We start from the raw sequence: 18,877 nt of genomic DNA on the forward strand, positions 1-18,877 counted from the left end.
TTCTACGGAAGCGCGATCAGTTCGCGGATCTTCAGCGCCAGCGCGTCGAGGACGAAGGGCTTGGTCACCATCATCGTTCCCTCGTCCTCCATGCGGTTGCTCTGGATGGCGTGCTCGGCATAGCCCGTGACGAACAGGATCTTGAGACCCGGCCGCTGCTCCCTCGCCGCCTCGGCCAGTTGCCGGCCGTTCATGCCCGGCAAACCGATATCCGTGATCATGAGGTCGAGCCGCGCATTCGAAGCCAGCACCGGCATCGCGCCGGCCCCGTCCCCAACCTCGATGCAGGCATAGCCAAGCTCGCGAAGCACCTCTGCGATAAGCAGCCGCACCGACGGATCGTCCTCGACCAGGAGAACCGTTTCGCCCGAGCCCCGGACAAGATCGACCACTTCCGTCGAGATCCCGGCAGGCAGGTCTCCCTCATAGAGCGGCAGGTAGATGGCAACGCTCGTGCCTTCTCCGACCCTGCTCTCGATCGTGACGTGACCCCGGGACTGCTTCGCGAAGCCATAGATCATGGACAGGCCGAGGCCTGTGCCCTGCCCGATCGGCTTGGTGGTGAAGAACGGCTCGAACACCTTCGCCAGGACCTCGGCCGGGATGCCCGTGCCGCTATCCCGCACCTCGACCACCACGTATTCGCCCGGCGCGATCTCTTCGGTGCCGGAGCGTTCGACAGCCGCCAGCGAGGTGTTGCGCGTGGTGATCGTCAGTTCGCCGCCGTCCGGCATTGCGTCGCGTGCGTTGATCGCAAGATTGAGGACGGCATTCTCCAGCTGGTGGGCATCGGTGACCACGGAGCCGAGCCCTTCTCCCAGGACTATCGACAGCCGCACCTGCTCGCCCAAGGTCCGGCGCAGCAATTCCTCCATGCCGCCCATCAGCTGGTTGAGGTTGAGCGCCTTCGGATCGAGCGGCTGGCGGCGGGCGAAGGCCAGCAGTCTGTGCGTCAGCGCGGCAGCGCGATTGGCAGAGACAATGGCCGCATCCATGAAGCGCTGGATGTCCTCGAAGCGATTGGCCGCAATGCGCCGCTTCAGAACCTCCATCGAACCGATGATGCCCGTGAGGAGATTGTTGAAGTCGTGCGCGATCCCGCCCGTCAGCTGACCGATCGCCTCCATCTTCTGGGACTGGCGCAAGGCATCCTCGGCTTCCCGCAGGGCCTTCGCAGCTTGTCGTTCGGAGGTCACGTCGCGTCCGACAGCCTGGAACAGGCCCCCATCGGAAACGGCGCTCCACGCGATCCACCGGCTGCCCTGCTTCAGGGTCGTGAGCCGCAGTTCGAAGAGTTGCGGCGCGGTGCTGGCCGACAGGCTGGCAAGTGCCGCCTGCAGGAGCGGCTGGTCCTCCGGCACCAGGAAATCCGCAAGGTTCGCGCTGATCAGCACGTCCTCACTCCAGCCGAACAAGCGTGTCCACGCCGGATTGACGGCATTGATCCTGCCGTCGAGTTGCGCCACGAGCATCACATCGGACGAGAGCCGCCACATCCGATCACGGTCCGCGGTGCGCTCGGCAACCTTGCGCTCCAATGTCTGGTTCAGTGTCCTGAGGGCGTCCTCGGCTGCGCGGCGCTCGTTCACGTCACGCAGGATCGCGGTGACGAACACCCGCTGCTCGCTTTGCCAGCGCGACGCCGAAACCTCGACATAGGACGGTGAGCCGTCCTTGCGCCGCGCCACCAGCTCGACGGCCCGGGGCAGGTCTGTGCCGTCAAGGACTGGCTGCCAGATGCCATTCCACTCACCTGCGTCGGCGAACAGGAGGCAGGCGGACTGGCCAACCAGCTCGTGCTGTGCGTAGCCGAATTCCCGCGCCGCAGCCGGATTCGCCAGCTGGATCACGCCGTCCGCATCCACGGTCAGAACCGCGTCGGGCGCGCTGTCCACCACGGCGTCATAGCGGGCCTTTTGGCGTGTCCGCAGCACCAGCTCGCGTTCGGTCGAGACCGTGACATCGGCGATCTGCACCAGGCAGCAGTCGAAAGGCTGCCCCCCGAGGGGCCGAACCGAGACATTGAAGATCAGGGTTCGCCCGGTCCTGGTCTTCAGGGGCAGCATGCCGGGATGCAGCGAATGGGTCAGCACGCTCGACGCGCCGGCGGACACGGCCTGCTGCACGGCGGAGTTCAGGCGCGCCAACGGCGCTTCGGGAAACAGTTCGGCGAGGGTCCTGCCGACCGCGGCCTCGGCGGGTATGGCACTCGCGGCGGCGATCCAGCCGTTCCAGTGCACGATGCGGTCGTCGCGTCCGAGGAGGATCAGCCCTGTGTCGAGTGCGTCGAGAACGACCGATGGCCGCTGCAGGTCAGGTCCGCACATCGGTCCGCGTCTCAAGGCCTCCCGCACGCTCGATCAGTTCGCCGAGCAGCGTCTTCAGGGCGGTCAGCGACGGCATGTCCATCAGCATGGCGATGTAGCCGCGGATGTCGCGCTTACGCATGGCGAAGTTGATGTACAGGAACAGCACTACATCCTCGCCATCGGCCGAAGACTGGAGCCCGAAAAGCTGCTCGCTCTCGCCGCGAAGGATTTCAGGCAGGGACATCTTCAGGCTGCGCTGGAGCATGTTCGCCATGGTGGCGAGACAGCCGTTGAGGATCACATTGCCGGTTTCGGCCAGTGCCTCCTGTTCGAGTTCGATGATGTCCTCGAGCGGAAGTTCGCCGCCGGTCACGGCGCGCACCAGTTCCAGGCTCTTCGTTTCCGGGAAGATCAGCAGCGCCCGGCCCTTGATGTCCCCCTCGAAGAGCTGATGCACCGCCACCAGCTTCTTGGACTCGCGCTCACCGAGGATCTTGACGGCCTGGTCGCGGCTGACAAGCGCCACGTTCGGCACCGACAGAAGCACCTGCTCGCCGACCATTTCGCGCAGGCTGGCCGCGGCACCGCTGACGCCGATATTGACCAGCTCGGTCAGGGCATCGAGCTCGAGGTCATTCAAGACGGACATAGAAGGTTGGGTCACTGATGGCCCGTCTTCGTCCGCATCACGCTGGCTTCGAGAAAGTCGTTCAGCGCCTGCGCCGTCAGAGGCTTGGACAAGAAGCTCGCACCCGCTTCTCGTGCACGATTGACGATCTCGACCTGATGGTTGGCCGAGATGACAGCCACCGGAAGCTCGGGATAAAGCGCCAGCAGTTCGGCGGCGAGGGTCAGGCCATCGCGCCCCGGCATGTTGAAGTCCAGCAACGCCACGTCGATCGGTGATCGACGGGCAAGTTCCAGGGCCTCGTCGGCGTTCGCGGCCTCTATCCTGATCCAGTCGGGGTGGCTGGCATTCAGCGCCTTGGCCACGGACATGCGGGCCAGCTTGCTGTCGTCGACAATAAGAACCTTGATGCTCATGCAGTACTCGTATCCCCGCGAAGCGCCGGAGACATAGCGTTTTTTCATCCTGCAGCGGAATCGCTAAGGGCGCGTTGCGGATGCCTTCATCGTGTCATCAATGAACCTTTGCAGCCATTCGCCGCGCGGTGGTCCGAGGGTCTGCGCCTTCGAGGCCAGCAGCACCTGGATGACGGCTGTGTGAGCCCTGTCGCACAGGCGCCAGTCCACGACCGCGCCAGGCAGGGAGAGCAGGTGCCTGAGCAGGGCCTCGGCGTCCTCGGCACCACAGCTGCCTTCCATCTCGATGGTGCCGTGGTCTGTTGCCCGCACGCTCATCGCAGCAATTCCTCAAGATCGAGCACAAGCATCACCCGACCGTCGCCGAGAAGAGTTGTGCCGCCGATGCCTGGCATACCGGCCAGGAGCCCTTCGACCGGCTTGAGCATCACAACCATTCGCTCGCCGAGACGCTCGACCTCCACGGCACCAACTCCGTCGCCGAGCGATGCAACCACGAGGATCGCATCGGCAGGCTCGTCCTGCGATGCAGGAAGATCGAGCGTACGCGCCAGATCCACCACGGGAATCGTGCGGTTGCGGAGCACGAACGCCTTGGCGGCGCCGATGGCGATGATCCTCTCGCGCGGAAACCTCACCGTTTCGCGGACGGCTTCGAAAGGAATGCCGAACACCTGCCCCCCGGCTTCCACGGTCATCACCCGCGTGATCATCACGGTGAATGGCAGGACGAACCGTACGATGGTCCCCTGCCCGGCCCGGCTGCCGATGCGGACGCGGCCACCCAGACGCTCCACGGCACTGCGCACGGCATCCATGCCGACGCCGCGCCCCGAGAGGCTGGTCACGGTCTGGGCGGTCGAGAAGCCGGGAGCGAAGATCAGATCCACGGCCTCCTCGTCGCTCATCGCGGCAAGCGCTTCCGCCGTGGCCACGCCGCGCGCCTCGGCAACCTGCCGGACGCGGGCGACGTCCACGCCCCCGCCATCATCCTCGACGCGGATCACGACCGTCTCGCCCTCGCGGGCGGCATTTAGCCTGATGGTCGCGACGGCCGGCTTCCGCCGCTCCGCGCGCAGGGCGGCGGGCTCCACACCATGATCCAGGGCATTGCGAAGCACGTGCAGCAATGGTTCGAAAAGGCTTTCGACAACCGCCTTGTCGGCTTCGGTCGCGTCGCCCTCGACAACCAGATTGATGGGCTTGTCCAGCTTCACGGACATGTCGCGCACGAGACGCGGGAACCGCTGGAACACATGGCGCATCGGCAGCACGCGGATCTCCAGCATCGAGCGCTGAAGCTCGCCGGCAAGCCGCTCCAGAAGCGCATGCTGCTCCTTCAGCCTGGCGGCAACATCGGCAGGCGCTGTTCCCTCAAGGGCCAGCCCCGTGGTGTGCCCGAGCGCGTTCTTGAGCACGATCAGCTCGCCGGCCAACCGCACCACCGCGTCGATCTTCTCGACGTCGACGCGCAATGTCTGCGCCTGAAGGTCCTGCGGAACCGATGCGGATTGATCCGAGGGTTCCGGGGCAGTTTCGAGGGGACCGTCAAGTTCTGCCCGGATTGCGGCGACCAGCATTCCGGGATCGGCTTCTTCCCGGCTCCGTTCGAGCGCGGCCTCTAACCGGGCCTGCGCCTCCCCGAGACCTGCGTGCCGCAGCACATTGATCGACACGGCAGCTGCCGACCCGATCCGGCCCCCGACATCTTCGGCCTGCGACTGGCCGAGCATCGCCATCTGCTCACGGAGCACCGCGACCGCCTCTGCCGAGAGGCCTCCCCTGCCCGGTCCTTGAAGCACGGCCGGGCGCAGCTCTTCGAGGTCCACCTGCGCGCCGAGATCGTGGAGTGCCGCCCTGACCTCGGCGACAGGTGCGGTGCTCAAGGCCGTGATGACGATCTGGCACGTGAACGGGTCGAACGCCTCCAGCGCGGCCCATGACGAGCGTGGCCCCAGGCTCACCGCGGCGACGCCGGGCAGCGCCTCGATCCGTGCAAGAGGGTCTTCGCCGCGGAAGAAGCTGTCAGGCTGGGGGGTATAGCGGAGCGCCGTGGCGGCGGCTCCGGCTATTCCGACATGCTCAGCGACAAGCTGGGCGACCCAGTCGTCATTGGCCGCTCCGGTATTGGGAAACCCCTGCTCGCGGCCCGCCTCGAACCGTGCGAGCACCGCATCGGCGGCCGCATCAGCCCCCTCCGGCACGTCACCGCTGGCCTGCATGGCATCCAGCCATTGCACCACCTGGTCGAGGCAGGCCAACAGCCGTCCGGTCGCGGCAGGCGTCAGCGTCTCGCCACCCGCCCGGACGGCGGCGAGCAGATCCTCGCCGGCATGCAGCACCCGGCCCATGGCGTCGAAGTCGACGATGCCGGCCGCGCCCTTCAGCGTGTGGAAGGCCCGGAAGGCGCTGTCCAGCCGCTCGGCCTGACCGGGATCCTGCTCCAGTGCGAGGAGGTCCTCGGTCGCCTGTACGACGAGTTCCCGCGCCTCGACGAGAAACTGTTCGATGAAGTCATCCATGCCCGGGAGCCCCGCAGAGCATGGCGGCGTATTCGGCCAGGGTGTCCTGAGCCAGCGGTTTCACCAGGTAGAAGTTCGCACCGGCCGCGCGGGCGGCGGCCACGTCTTGCGCCCCGGCTTCCGTGCTGGTCACGAGCGCCGGAATGCATGCCTCCGGCCCCTCTTGGCGGCGGAGCCGCCTCAGGAAGGTCATGCCGTCCATCTGCGGCATGTTCACGTCCACGATCAGCAGGTCGACAGGCGTGCTGAGCAGCTTCTCCAGCGCCTCAAGCCCGTTCATGGCTTCCTCCACCTCGTAGCCGGCCCGCTCCAGCGCATCGCGGTAGTAGAGCCGGACGAGAGCCGCATCGTCGACGATCATCACGCGCTTCCTGGATGGGTCAGCCACGCGCAGCCTCCGGTGGTCGCTGGTAGACAATGGCATCCGCATAGCGGCGCACCTCGAAGAGCGGCGAGATGCGGCTCATGGATTCCGTATGGCCAAGGCAGATGAATCCTCCGGGCCTGAGGTTCTCGAACAGGTTTTCGGCCGCCACGCGCCGCGAGGCGTCATCGAAGTAGATCAGCACGTTTCGGCAGAAGATGATGTCGAACTGGCCGTGGGCGCGCGTCTCCGCAGGCTCGACAAGGTTCACGGGCGAGAACCGCACGGACTGGCGCAGATCGTCGATGATCTGCCAGTCTCCCCCTTCGTGTTCATGAAAGTAGCGTTCGACCAGAGCGGACGTCAGCCGCATCAGGGCTCGCTGCCGGTACACGCCCCGCTCAGCCGCCCTCAGCACCTTCGTGTCGATGTCCGAACCCAGTATCTCGATGTCGTGGCGATCCACCTCGGGCCAGGTCTCCAGCAGCCACATCGCGATGGAATAGGGCTCCTCGCCGGTGGAGCACGGAACGGACCAGATGCGGATCGGGTCGCCCGGTCTCTTGGCCCGAACCCTCTCGCCCAGCAGGTCGCTGGTCATGCAGCGGAGCTGGTGGTCCTCGCGATAGAAATAGGTCTCGTTCACCGTGAAGGCGTTGATGAACTGCTCCACCTCGCCGTCCGCATCGATGCGCAGCCGCGCGAAGTAGCTGGCGAAGCTTGCGGCCCCGACCGCCTTCATCCTGTCGAAGATGCGCCGCTCGACGTAATATCGCTTGCTCTCGGTGAACACCATTCCGGTGCGGCGGTAGACGAACTCGCAGAGCCTGCGGAACTCCTCTTCAGAAACGGGCTGTTCAGCCACGCGGCCCGCCGTCCCCGGAGCCGATCCGGTCGGCCGCGACCTTTATCGAGAAGCCCAGAAAAGCCTCTTCCGGAAAACGCGCCGCACATCTCTGAAGCGCGGGCAGCGCCTCGGCCGTACCGATCTCCGCCAGCACTTCCACGGCCGCCGCACACACATTGACCTCCGGCTCGTCGTCGAGCAGCCCGGCCAGAAGGCGCGAGCCTTCGTCCGCCGGCAGGCCACGCGCCAATTCGCAGGCCAGGAGCCGCACATCAGGATCGCGGTCTCCGAGGAGCAGCGGCAGATGCACGCGGCACGCGGAAGGCATGGCGCGCAAGGCATCCAGCGCACCCGCGCGCAGCCCGGCATCGTCGGAGCGCAGGCAGGGGATCATCACCGCCACGGCGTTTTCGGCCTGGCCCGCCCGGGACAGCGCGGTGAAGATCGCTTCCCGCACCCTTGGATCCGGCTCCACCGGGAGAGCCCGGCCAAGAGCCTCGATCCCGCCCGGCAGTTCGGCTGCACGACGGGCAGCGGCGAAACGCGCCTCAGCGCTTGGAGCCGTGAGCGACGACAGGATGTCCGCCTCCGGGATCGCCGCAGGTTCAGGTGTGCCTGCAAGGTCTTTGCGGATCAGGGGCATTTCGGCACCAGGCGCTGCAGACGCCCTGCAATCAAGGGCAACGGCTCCACGAAATCGGCTCCCCCGGCCTTCACAAGTTCGCCCGGCATGCCCCAGACCACCGCCGTCTCCTCGGCCTCCGCGATGGTGCGTCCACCCAGTTCCCGCAGCCGGGCCATGGCTCCGGCACCGTCATTGCCCATGCCGGTCATGAGTACGCCGACGAGTTGGCTTGCCGGGAGATGCTCCATGGCCGTCCTCACCAATCGATCGGCGCTCGGGTGCCAAGGGTAATCACGTTCGGGCGGCGCGGCCATGGCCACCCGGCCGGCAGGCCGGGTGGACACGATGAGGTCGGCCTCGCCACGGCCGATATAGACCATGCCCGCCTCCAGCAGGACGGGTGCTCCAGCCTCGACGACCTTAAGCGCGCACAATCCATCCAGACGGCGGGCCAGCGCACCCGTGAAGCTTGCCGGCATATGTTGCGCCACGAGGATGGGCCAAGGGAAGCCTGCGGGGAGGCGGGTCAGCAAGGCTTCCAGTGCCGGCGGCCCGCCCGTCGACGTGCCCACCAGAACAAGGCCATCCCCCTGCGCCGCCGCAAGGCTGGGGCCTGTCACGAGCTCCGCATCCGCCTTGCGGGCGATAGCGGGAGCCGCGCCCCCGATGCGGTGCCGGACCCTTTCCTTCAGGCGCAGGCTGGACCTGAGCTTCGCCCCCGCGGCCGCGCGCACCTTGGCGACAAGCTGGGGCACGAACTCGTCCATCCGCAGCGAGACTGCACCCGTTGGCTTGGCGACGAAATCGACGGCGCCGAGCCGTAGGGCCTCCAGCGTCGCTTCCGCGCCGGCGGCGGTGAGTTGGGACACCATGATCACCGGCTTCGGACGTTCGACCATGATGCGGTCGAGGCAGGCGAGGCCATCCAGCTTGGGCATGTGGACGTCGAGCGTCACGACGTCGGGATCGAACACGGTAAGCCGGTCGAGCGCCTCCAGCCCGTCGCGGGCGAATTCAACCTGGAAGTCCGGTTCCACTGCAAAGGCCTGGCCGAGCAGCTTCCGCACAAGTGCGGAATCGTCCACCACGAGGATCTTGATCAAGGATCGAGCCGCTCCGCTCTCGTTGCGAAGTCGTCGAGGAGCACCTGTTCAGCCCGCGTCAGCAGCTCCGCCGGATCAAGCAACAGGATCATCCGACCGGCCCCGGGGGTGATGACGCCGTGCACCAGTTGCGTCGTCTCCCCGGCGAGATCGGGCGCGGGCTCTATGGCATCCGCCTCACTCCGCAGCACCTCGGTCACGCTGTCGACGATGATGCCTGCTTTCAGGCGCTGGGTGCTGATGACCACGAGGCGTCGCATCGCCCCGTCCGCAAGCTCCGGCATGTCGAAGCGGCGCCTCTGGTCGATGACGGGCAGCACCTCGCCGCGCCTATTGACGATGCCCTCAAGGAAGGCCGGAGCCTTCGGTACGCGGGTGATCTGATCCGGCACCCGCGCGACTTCGTTGACGGCCTCTACCGGCAGCGCGAATTCATCATCGCCAAGGCGGAAGACAAGAAAGCGGCGATCCGCACCCGTGCCGGTGGAAGGCGCCGAAGCTTCCAGCTCGGCCCCGCCGTTCAGTCGCCGCATGACCTCCTCCCGGAACAGGTGCTCGGGGGCGAGGATGGAGACCAGCCGCTTTCCCTCCTCGCCACGATAGATGGACTTGATGGCCGCCTCGCCGCCGATCCGCGCGGCGAGAACGGGCGGAACGGGTTCGATCCGCGAAACATCGGCCGGGATGATGGCGCGCATCCGGTCCGCCACCAGCCCGACCCGGACGCCGCCAATGATGGTCACGACGACCCGCTCGTCCCCGGTCGCCGGCGCCAGGGGAAAACCGAGCAATCCGCGAAGGGACATGAGTGTCAGCAGCCCGCCGCGATACGACACCACACCCAGAACGAGCGCTTCGGCTTTCGGCATCAGGGCTGTCGCAGGTGGAGCGGTGACGATCTCCCCGACCGCCGAGAGAGGAAGCCCGAATTCCTGTCCCGCAACCTCGAAGGTGACGAGCATCTCAACGTCCGCAGGGGCTTCGCTCTGCCGTGCATCGCCTGCGGAGCCATGTGCCGAGGCCTGTCGCGGCGGCCGTGAGCGAGGCGTGAAAGCCGCACCCAGAAGTGCCTGGATGTCGAGAATCCGGGCGACGCCTCGCCCCTGTCCGGCCTCGAACGCGCCACGCAGCCTTTCGCCACGCTCGGCGCCCAGCTCCGCCTGCATGGTCTCCACACGGGCCCCGTCCACGCTGAGCAGTTCATCCACATGATCGACCGCGAGCACCACAGGGGCTGCTCCCATCAGGACGATTGCGCGCGATGCCGCCGCACCGCTGCTCTCATCCTGCCCCAGCAGACCCCGGACACTTGCGACCGGCAGCACCGCGCCACGCAGATTGGCGACGCCGAGCAGGCCCCTCGGCCCGTGCGGCACACGTGTGACCGGTGGCACCCGCACGATCTCGGCCACCTCTTCCGAGGGCAAGGCGTACAGCCGCGCACCTATGCGGAATGTGAGGAACCGCCGCGCCTCCTTTTGGCCCGCTGACCAGGCCGGATCAGCCATTCTGCTTCAGCTCGTCGGCCAGCAGCGCGATCTCCTCGACCGCGGCGGCGAGATCCTCGGCGCCGCGCGCCTGCTGCGTCGACGCGGTAGCGGCCTGCCGGGCGGCGGCACTTGCCTCCTCTGCCGCCGAGGCGATCTGCCGGGCACCGGTTCCTGTCTGCACCACAGCCTCGAGAACCGTCTCGATGCCGTCGAGAATCGCCCGGCTGTTGGTGCCGAGTGCGTTGACCTCGGCATCGATCCTCTCGAGCGTTGCGAAGATCGCCCTGTTGCTCTGCACCTCGATCTCGGCTGCAGCGATGGCGGCTTCCAGATCACGGCGCAACCCGGCTGCTCCGTCGAGGATGCTGCGCACGGTGTCCTTGGCCACTTCCACGCTCTGGGACGCTTCCCGTGCAAGGGTGCGGATGTCTCCGGAGACCACGGCAAAGCCGCGCCCGGCATCCCCGGCCCTCGCCGCCTCCACCGACCCACTCACCGCCAGCATGTTGGTCTGGACGATGATGAGGCTGATGGCATCGATCACCTTCTCGATGCGGCGGCCGACGGTCTCGATGCCGCTGATGGTCGCGAGGCTCGTCCGCGTCATCTCACGCGCGCCGTCCACGCCCTCGATGAGCTTTTCGACCAGGCTGCGGCTCTCGCGCAGTGCAGCTTCCATCAGGGTTACGCGATCTGTCGCAACGTTGGCGTTGCTGCGGGACAGACCCGCGCTCTTCTCGATCTGCGCAAGCGCGGCCGAGGTCTGCTGCGTGGCGGCAGCCTGCTGCTGCGAGCCGCGGTTTATCTGCTCCACCGCAGCCATGATCTGGCTGGCCGCGCTCGACAATTCCTGAATGGTCGCGGACAGCTCCTCTGCCGTCGCTCCGATCTGCTCGGCGGCGGAGGCTTCGGCGCGGCCGGCGTGCAGGGTCTCGGCCAGCACCGCCAATGCCTGCGCGGCGACCTGCCCCTGCTCGAGCGACTGGGCCTGCTGCTGGATGCCGAGCTGCGCTTCGGACGCTGCGGACGCCTGCTCCTCCGCGGCACCGGCCACCTGCTCGGCCCCGCGCTGCGCTTCCGAAGCCGCCCGTTCGGCCTCGATGGAGGCGTTCAGCGTCTCCTCGCTGCCGCGTGCGATACGCTCCATGTCGCTGCGCATCGCATCCAGCGTCTCGATCACTCCGGCGCCGGACTTCGCCTCTGCGATCGCAGCATCCGCCGCATCCTTCACGGCGACGACGACGCCTCGCACATCGCGCTGGATGCCGTCGGCAAGCGCTCCAACTTCGAGGGCGCTTTTCTCGGAGGTCTCCGCCAGCGCCCGCACCTCTTCGGCCACGACCGCGAATCCGCGCCCGTGATCACCGGCACGCGCGGCCTCGATGGCGGCATTCAGCGCCAGAAGATTGGTCTGGTCGGAGATGCGGCTGACCGTGCGGGTGATGTCCCCGATATCGCGGGCGCGCCGATCCAGTTCGTTGATGATGGCGATGGACGCGGTCTGCCGCTCGGCATTGCGCTCGATCGCGCGGACGGAGGTGGTGATCTGCACCGCCGTCTCCGCCAGGACGATCTGCACGGACTCGGTGCGGCGGCGCGATGCCTCCGCCTGCACGCGGGACTCGGACAGGCTGGCGACGACGGTATTCATCGCGGCGAGCTGCTCCTGCGAAGCGCCCGCCGCCTCCTCGGCGCCGCTGGCGATCTGCTCCATGGAGCGCCGCAGTTCCTCGGCTGCGGCCGAGGCTTCCGCTATGCCGCTCGCCAGTTCCTCGGTCGCGGCCGCGATGCGTCCCGCCAGCCTGTCCCCGCCTCCGGCAGGCGGGCGTCGGCTGCGGACCGGCGGCTGGACCGGCTCGGCCGTCGACGGTTCCGAGGGTGCAGCGCCGGTCCTCTTGCTCAGGATCTTTGATGTCTTGACTAAGGTCATAGCGTTCCGGCCTGAGGATCTCGACGAGGCGACCACAGGAATGGGGCGTTTCGAAAGAACAGTCGATGCGGGAAAGTATTTGAGGCCGGTGGCTTCTCCAAGCGAAACGTTCCGGCAGGACGGAACGGCAATTCCGTCAGCGTCCTTGCGCATTCACGCACGCAGAACACGGCCGGCCGGGACTTGATTTCCGCCGCCTGCGGATAACATCAGGAAGAGGTGCGAACTCAAGCTGGACGCCGATATGGCGGAGGCCGCACCATGTCACACGCCGAAACCGCACCCCACCATCTGGTCACCGACCGGCCGGATGCCGCAATCAGGCGCATCGGCATCCCGGATCTGAGGGACAGCCTCCGGGACGGCTGGAACGATTTCCTCAAGCACCCATCGCACAACGTGTTCCTTGCGGTGCTCTACCCCGTCGTCGGCATGCTGCTCGGGCTCTTCGTCGCCGGCGGCAATGCGATGGACCTCCTCTACCCGCTGATCAGCGGCTTCGCCCTTGTCGGCCCGCTCGCGGCCCTTGGCTTCTACGAGATCAGCCGGCGGGAACAGATGGGCGAGCGGGTGCCCTGGACCCGGGCCTTCGATGTTCTGCGCGGACCGGCGGCTTTGGCCATCATCCAGATCGCCATTCTCCTGACAGCGATCTTCGTGCTTTGGCTGATCTGCGCACACGCGTTGTTCACGTATCTGCTGCCCGGCGCCGAAGGGCAGGACCTCGGTGGTCTTCTCCGCACCATCTTCTCGACATCCGAGGGATGGGCGCTGATCGTGGTCGGCAACGCCCTCGGCTTCATCTTTGCCGCAGTCGCGTTTTCCGTGAGCGTCGTCTCCCTGCCCTACATCGTGGACCGCAAGGGCGGCGCAGCCCCGGCTGTCGCCACGTCGTTCAGGGCCGTGCGCGCGAATCCACTGCCCATGGCGGCGTGGGGCCTGGTCGTTGCTGCCCTGCTGGTCCTTGGATCACTGCCGTTCCTCATGGGCCTCGCCGTGGTGGTGCCCGTGCTTGGCCATGCGACCTGGCACCTCTACAGGCGGCTCGTCATCGCCGATTAGGTAGGCAGGTCCGGAGCGCCGGGCCGACCCGGTGAACGAAAAAGGGGGGCGAAGCCGCCCCCCTCTCCCAGACTCCTTGCCGCCGATCAACCGAAACGGAAGTCGTCGGCGTCGAGGCTCGTGAGCTTCAGGCCTTCCAGCAGGACAAAGTTGTCGTCGCCGTCATCCAGGCTGATCATCACCCCGTCCTCCGTCTGGGTCGTCGCGGAGCGGACATCGTCGAAATCGCCGAAGTCCAGTTCCGCGAGGTCGATGACGTCGCGGCCACGACCGAAGTCGGTGATGACGTCGGCACCCGAGTTCTTGGAGAACACGAAGGTGTCGTTGCGGAAACCGCCGGTGAGGACGTCGTCGCCCTCGCCGCCGTTCAGGCGGTCATTGCCAAGACCGCCGTTCAGGAGGTCGTCGCCCGCGCCACCCTCGAGGGTGTCGTTGCCGATGCCGCCGTAGAGCTCGTCATTGCCTTCACCACCGGGCAGCTTGTCGTTTCCGATCCCGCCGTTCAGCACATCGTCGCCCACGCCGCCATTCAGAGTGTCCTTGCCACTGCCGCCGTTGAGGAGGTCGTCGCCCGCATCACCGTTGATGACGTCGTCGCCGAAGCCACCATTGATCTCGTCATTGCCGTCGCCGCCATCCAGCCGGTCGGCCCGGAAGCCGCCCCGGATGGTGTCGTTTCCGGCATCGCCGAAGATGCTGTTGGCCTTGAAGATGGAGCCCTTCAGGGCGTCGTCGCCCGTGGTGCCCTTCGTCCAGCCTTCATGCGCATCCTGCGGCGCGACGTTCACGACCACCTTTGCGGTGGAGGTGCCGCCCTGTCCGTCCGACACGGTGTAGGTGAAGGACCCCTCGCCGCTGAAGCCGGCGGTGGGGGTGAACACCACCTTGCCGTCGGCCAGGGAGACGGTGCCGTTGACCGCTCCGCTCACCGCCGTCACCGACAGGGTGTCGGCATCGGCATCGGTGTCGTTGGCCAGCAGCGCCGCGACCGCGATGGTGGCGGCAATGCCGGCCTTCGTGGAGACGGTGTCATTGGCAGCGACCGGAGCGCGGTTCGGCTGTGCCTTGACCGCGACGGAGACCGTGCCCTGCGCCTGGCCACCCTTTCCGTCGGAGACGGTGTAGGTGAACTGGGCGTCTCCGCTGAAGCCGGCGGTGGGTGTGAACACCACCTTGCCGTTGACAAGCGCCACCGTGCCGCCGGTGCCGTTCTGGACCGAGACGAGGCTCAGCGTGTCGCCGTCCGCGTCGCGATCATTGGCCAGCAGGGTCGAGGCCGAGACCGTCAACGGCTTGTTCTCAAGGCCGACGAGGCGGTCCTGAGCCGTCACCGGGGACACGTTGGCGCCGGCGCCGACATCCACGCCGACTGTGGCGGTGGCGGTGCCGCCCTTGCCGTCGCTGATGGTGTAGGTGAACGAGCCCTTGCCGACGAAGCCGGCAGTCGGCGTGAACACCACATTGCCATCGGCATCGAGGGTCACCGTGCCGTTGGTCGCGCTCTGCACCGAAGCGATGGAGAGCACGTCGCCGGCATTGGCGTCCGTGTCGTTGGCAAGAAGGAAGGCCGCGGCAACGGTGATGGCCGCGCCCTTGATGGTGGACAGGCCCTCATCGGCCACAGCGACCGGCGGCGTGTTGGTGCCGGGCTGCGGGCCGGGGCCCGCGTCCTCTTCCGCCAGCGACACCACCGTCACGTCATCGAAGGACACGCCGGCGCTGCCCCAGGAGTACAGGCCGACCGTGCCCTTGGTCTGGGCATGGCTCTCGATGGCGTAGGCGAACAGCTGCTCGCCGTTCACATAGGCCTGGATCTTGTCGTCGAGGACGTCCACGCGCAGATCGAAGGCCTGGCCCGGCGTGTACTTGGCCGGGAACTGGTTGAGGTAGCTTTCCACGCCGTCCTTGACCTGGATCAGCTGGAACAGGCTGCCCGCACCGTTGCCCGGAGTACGGTCGTAGTCACCGTTCGCGTCGAGCTCGACCTTGTAGTAGTTCTTGGCGTCCTGATAGTAGACGAGCACGCCGAGAGCACCATTGTCGGGGGTCTGGATGGTCGTTTCGACCGAGTAGTCGCTCCATTCCTTTGCTTCCGCATCGTTGTACAGGGCGTAGGTGCCCTTGCGCAGCACATTGACGCCGTCGCCCAGGGGGCTCCAGCCCGTCTTCCACGGATCGGAGTTCGAGGCGCCGCTCCAGGTCAGCTGGCGGCTGGCGAGGTCCGACAGCTGGACGTATTTGCCGTCGCGAAGCTCCCACTGGGACGCGGTGCCGTTCGGGCCCACGCCGCCCATCTCGCCCTCGTCGACGATCGTCCAGTTCGCCAGAGAAGCCGCCGAGCCGAAGCTCTCGGACATCAGCACCTTGTCCTTGGCGACGGCTTCGACGAGCACCGTGTCGGTGGCCGTCTTGCCGGCGCTGTCCGTCACCGTCAGCGTCAGCTTGTGGCTGCCGGCATCCAGCGTGACATTGGCCGTCTTGCCCTCGGCAACCACTTTGCCGTCGGCATTCTTCCACACATAGCTGGTGATGTTGGACAGGCCGAAGGTGCCTTCCGCATCGAGCGCGACCGTGACCTTGCCGTCGCCGTCAAGGTCGAGCGAGCGGACATCGTCGCCGGCATGCGCGGTGAGCGCCACCTTGTTGACGACCACATTGTCGAACTGCGAGCTGCGCTGGTTGTTCGAGTACAGGCCGATCGTACCGCCCGTCAGCGGGTTCGCGTCCTTGACCGAGCCGAACACGCTGGAGCCGTCGATGAAGACGTTGATCTCGTTTCCGGCGACAGCAACCTCGAGCTGGAAGTCACGGCTCCAGGGGGTGCCGCCATTCTCCTTGGCCAGCACCGTCTCCACGCCGTTCACGACCTTCACCAGCGAGCGCGTATTGGTCTCGGCATCGAGCGCAACGCGGTAATGGTTCTTGTCGTCCTGGTAGTAGAACACGACGCCGACGCCATCATTGTCGGTGGTCTTGATCGTGGTCTCGAAGTGGTAGTTGGACCACGACTTCGCCGCGGCATCGCCCCACAGCAGGACGTTGTTGCCGGCATCGCTCTGGTCGAACAGGCGACCTTCAAGAGCAGCCTGACCGTCCTCGACAGTGTCGCGAGAGGCGGCCGTTCCCTTGACGATGAAGCTGCCGGTGCCGCTGCCGGCCGCGCCGCCGATGACTTCGCTCGTCACCTTGGCATTGCCGAAATCGTCGGCGAAATCGGGCTTGCTGAAATTGACCTGGACCGAACGCTCAGACGGCTGGGTGGCGACGATGCCGCCGGCCTTCGGACCGCCGAGCGCCGCGATCTCGGCATCGGTGAACACCTTGTCGGTGAACAGGACGCTGGAGGCGTAGCCGTTCGCCGTCTCGTTGCTCTCGTCGGCGAAGAGCAGGATGCCCTTGTTGAGGTCGATGGCGTAACGGCCGTGATTGCCACCGCTCTGCGTGGTGGTGCCAACATTGACGCCGTCGATGTACTTGGTGATCAGCGTGCTGGTGCCCTGGTCCTGCAGCGTGAAGGCGACGCGGTGCCACTGGCCGTACTTCACCGTCCCTTCGTAATCGCTGTTGATGCCGATGCCGCCTTCCGTGGCGGAACGGGTCTTCAGCGCAAGATCCTGATCGCTCTTGTTGGTGATGTCGGTCTGCAGGAACGAGAAGTAGCTCGCAACGCCCGGCTGGATCAGCACGTCATAGACGAGCGAATAGGACGTGACGACGTTCGCGCCCTCCGGAAGGGGCTCGCCCGCGACCACCTTGATGCCCTGCGTGGGGCCGAGCTTGGGGATGTAGGTCACATTGGCATCGCCGCCCGGGAGCGCCGGCAGGTTGAAGCCTGATGCCGAGCCGGTGTTCGTGGCGATGGCGGGTGCGGGCTTGACCGACCAGCCGGCAGCATTGCCGTCGTTGAAGTTGTCGACGAGCAGCGTGTTCTCGGTCGAGACAACCACCGCCACCTTGTCGGTCGATACGCGGCCTTCGCCGTCCGTCACGGTCAGCGTCAGATCGTGATAGCCGGCACCGAGTTGCACCGTCGGCTTGGCCTCGGTGGAAACCACGTTTCCGTCGCGATCCGTCCAGCTGTAGGACAGGTCATCGTCCTCGCCGGGGTTCAGCGTCCAGTCACCGTCGAGCGGGACAGCCGCCTTGTCCTGACCGGCTTCGGCCGTGACGAACTTGTCGTTGCCGGCCTTGGCGATGGCAACGAGGTCGGGCGTCGTTAGGTCGAGGTTCTCGAAGGTCTCCTGATGGCCGCGATAAGGGCCTGTCAGGCCGTCGCGGTCCAGCTCGCCATCGCCGCGCGGCGTGTCGAGATAGTCGTCGAGCTCGGTGAAGTAGGTCGAGGTGTAGACGGCCTTGTTGTCGGGATCGACCGTGACGAGGCGGATGGCGCCGTTGCCGCCATTGCTGCCGCTGCCCATACCACCGCCACTAGTGATCTCGCCGGCCACGCCGTTCTGGTAGTTCACCATCATCTGATGGACCGGATTGCCGAACTGGTCATAGCTCACGAGCGTCTCGGCGGCGTCGCCGAAGATGTGGCCCGAGAAGGTGAAGGCGATGTTCGAGTACTTCTGCACCAGCTCGCGGTACATGGTCTCGCCGTCGTTCGCGCCTTCCGCGCTCTCGCCCATGCGGTAGTCGTAGCCGGCGCCCTCGTCATAAAGCGGCGCGCCGGTGGCGTCGTGGCGCCCGGCCCAGTTCATGTAGGAATGGTTGGCCAGGATGACCTGATGGTCGAGATGGTCTTCCAGCACCTCGCCGGCCCAGCGAAGCACGTCATCGCGCGGGCCGAATTCGAGGCTCAGCACCAGCCACTTGGTGCCGTCCGGCGCCGTGAAGGTGTGGTAGGTGTTGGCGCTGCGGGTGGGCTCCTGGTCGTAGACGCCGCCGAAGGTGGGGCTCGTCGCGGCCTGCTTCTCCGGCGAGAAGCGGATGTCCAGCGGGTCCGTCGAATGGTTGTGGGCGTTGCCCTGGTTCTGGTCGTGGTTGCCCGGCAGCAGCGAGTAGGGGATCTTTCCGTCCAGGATGCGCAGGGCCTCCTCGGCGAAAGGCCAATGGGCCGTGTCGCTGTTGTTCGTGGTGATGTCGCCGACATGCACGACGAACTGGATGTTCTGGCTTTCTTTGTTGTCGACCAGCCAGTTGGTCATGTTCTTGAAGATGCCGACCTTCGCCGCATTGGTGTAGTCCTGCGTGTCCGGCAGCACCGCGATCGTATAGGCGTTCTCGCCGGTCACGCGGACGCGGACGTTCTCGGTCGTGGAGACGCCGAGGGCATCCTTCGCGATGATCTTCAGGTCGGAGTGACCGAGCGTCTCGAGGAAATCGACGGTCAGCTGGCTGCCGTTGAGGGTCACGGCCGCAACCGAAGGATCGCTGCTGACAACGGTGTAGGACAGACCGGCACCATCGAATACTTGATCAAGATCGATGATCCGGTTGTCGCTTCCGCGCTTCACCATGGAATCGAGAATAGGTTCGGCAATTATCGGCATGTCGCGCGTCCTTGCTTGCCGTCTATCCCGAAGGTCTACTTCGGAATGCGGCCAGGAATAGAAACTTTTGCTACCGGGGCAGTGCT

The 18,877-nt window shown here is 66.3% G+C and carries 13 protein-coding genes; 1 reads left to right on the forward strand and 12 read right to left on the reverse strand.

What is annotated here, in order from left to right; all coding sequences use genetic code 11:
- Nucleotides 1-2: 2 nt before the first annotated feature.
- The 11 genes from SCD90_RS02580 to SCD90_RS02630 form a co-directional block, all read right to left on the reverse strand.
- A complete protein-coding gene (locus SCD90_RS02580) occupies nucleotides 3-2,327 on the reverse strand; it encodes a PAS domain S-box protein (protein WP_319843051.1) in 2,325 nt (774 codons plus the stop codon).
- Nucleotides 2,314-2,958, reverse strand: a complete 645-nt coding sequence (locus SCD90_RS02585) for a chemotaxis protein CheC (protein WP_319843052.1) — start codon at nucleotides 2,956-2,958, stop codon at nucleotides 2,314-2,316. The genes SCD90_RS02580 and SCD90_RS02585 overlap by 14 nt, the downstream gene beginning before the upstream one ends.
- An 11-nt stretch (nucleotides 2,959-2,969) precedes the next feature.
- On the reverse strand, nucleotides 2,970-3,353 hold the full coding sequence (locus SCD90_RS02590) for a response regulator transcription factor (protein WP_319843053.1): 384 nt from the start codon (nucleotides 3,351-3,353) through the stop codon (nucleotides 2,970-2,972).
- A 63-nt stretch (nucleotides 3,354-3,416) separates the two neighbouring features.
- Nucleotides 3,417-3,671 carry a hypothetical protein gene (locus tag SCD90_RS02595; protein WP_319843054.1) on the reverse strand — a complete coding sequence of 85 codons (255 nt, stop codon included), beginning with the start codon at nucleotides 3,669-3,671 and terminating at the stop codon, nucleotides 3,417-3,419.
- Entirely contained in the window at nucleotides 3,668-5,875 is a 2,208-nt protein-coding gene (locus SCD90_RS02600) for a chemotaxis protein CheA (protein WP_319843055.1), read from the reverse strand. The genes SCD90_RS02595 and SCD90_RS02600 overlap by 4 nt, the downstream gene beginning before the upstream one ends.
- Nucleotides 5,868-6,236: a response regulator gene (locus SCD90_RS02605; RefSeq protein ID WP_319843056.1), complete on the reverse strand. Its 369-nt coding sequence runs from the start codon at nucleotides 6,234-6,236 to the stop codon at nucleotides 5,868-5,870. The genes SCD90_RS02600 and SCD90_RS02605 overlap by 8 nt, the downstream gene beginning before the upstream one ends.
- 19 nt (nucleotides 6,237-6,255) lie before the next feature.
- Entirely contained in the window at nucleotides 6,256-7,104 is an 849-nt protein-coding gene (locus SCD90_RS02610) for a CheR family methyltransferase (protein ID WP_319843057.1), read from the reverse strand.
- Nucleotides 7,097-7,729: a HEAT repeat domain-containing protein gene (locus SCD90_RS02615; RefSeq protein ID WP_319843058.1), complete on the reverse strand. Its 633-nt coding sequence runs from the start codon at nucleotides 7,727-7,729 to the stop codon at nucleotides 7,097-7,099. Before SCD90_RS02615 ends, SCD90_RS02610 begins: the two co-directional genes overlap by 8 nt.
- The gene (gene cheB / locus SCD90_RS02620; protein WP_319843059.1) at nucleotides 7,720-8,814 is read right to left on the reverse strand and encodes a chemotaxis-specific protein-glutamate methyltransferase CheB; all 1,095 of its coding nucleotides are present in this window, start codon (nucleotides 8,812-8,814) and stop codon (nucleotides 7,720-7,722) included. Before cheB ends, SCD90_RS02615 begins: the two co-directional genes overlap by 10 nt.
- Complete coding sequence (locus SCD90_RS02625; protein ID WP_319843060.1) at nucleotides 8,811-10,322, reverse strand: chemotaxis protein CheW; 1,512 nt, start codon at nucleotides 10,320-10,322, stop codon at nucleotides 8,811-8,813. Before SCD90_RS02625 ends, cheB begins: the two co-directional genes overlap by 4 nt.
- Nucleotides 10,315-12,234 carry a methyl-accepting chemotaxis protein gene (locus tag SCD90_RS02630; protein ID WP_319843061.1) on the reverse strand — a complete coding sequence of 640 codons (1,920 nt, stop codon included), beginning with the start codon at nucleotides 12,232-12,234 and terminating at the stop codon, nucleotides 10,315-10,317. The genes SCD90_RS02625 and SCD90_RS02630 overlap by 8 nt, the downstream gene beginning before the upstream one ends.
- Before the next feature lie 261 nt (nucleotides 12,235-12,495).
- Here SCD90_RS02630 and SCD90_RS02635 point away from each other — a divergent pair, with 261 nt between their 5' ends.
- On the forward strand, nucleotides 12,496-13,296 hold the full coding sequence (locus SCD90_RS02635; protein ID WP_319843062.1) for a DUF2189 domain-containing protein: 801 nt from the start codon (nucleotides 12,496-12,498) through the stop codon (nucleotides 13,294-13,296).
- 86 nt (nucleotides 13,297-13,382) lie between these two features.
- Here SCD90_RS02635 and SCD90_RS02640 read toward each other — a convergent pair whose 3' ends face one another.
- Entirely contained in the window at nucleotides 13,383-18,791 is a 5,409-nt protein-coding gene (locus SCD90_RS02640; RefSeq protein ID WP_319843063.1) for a cadherin-like domain-containing protein, read from the reverse strand.
- Nucleotides 18,792-18,877 lie beyond the last annotated feature (86 nt).

The sequence above is a fragment of the Terrihabitans rhizophilus genome (genome assembly GCF_033898525.1).
Taxonomy (GTDB): domain Bacteria; phylum Pseudomonadota; class Alphaproteobacteria; order Rhizobiales; family Methylopilaceae; genus Flaviflagellibacter; species Flaviflagellibacter rhizophilus.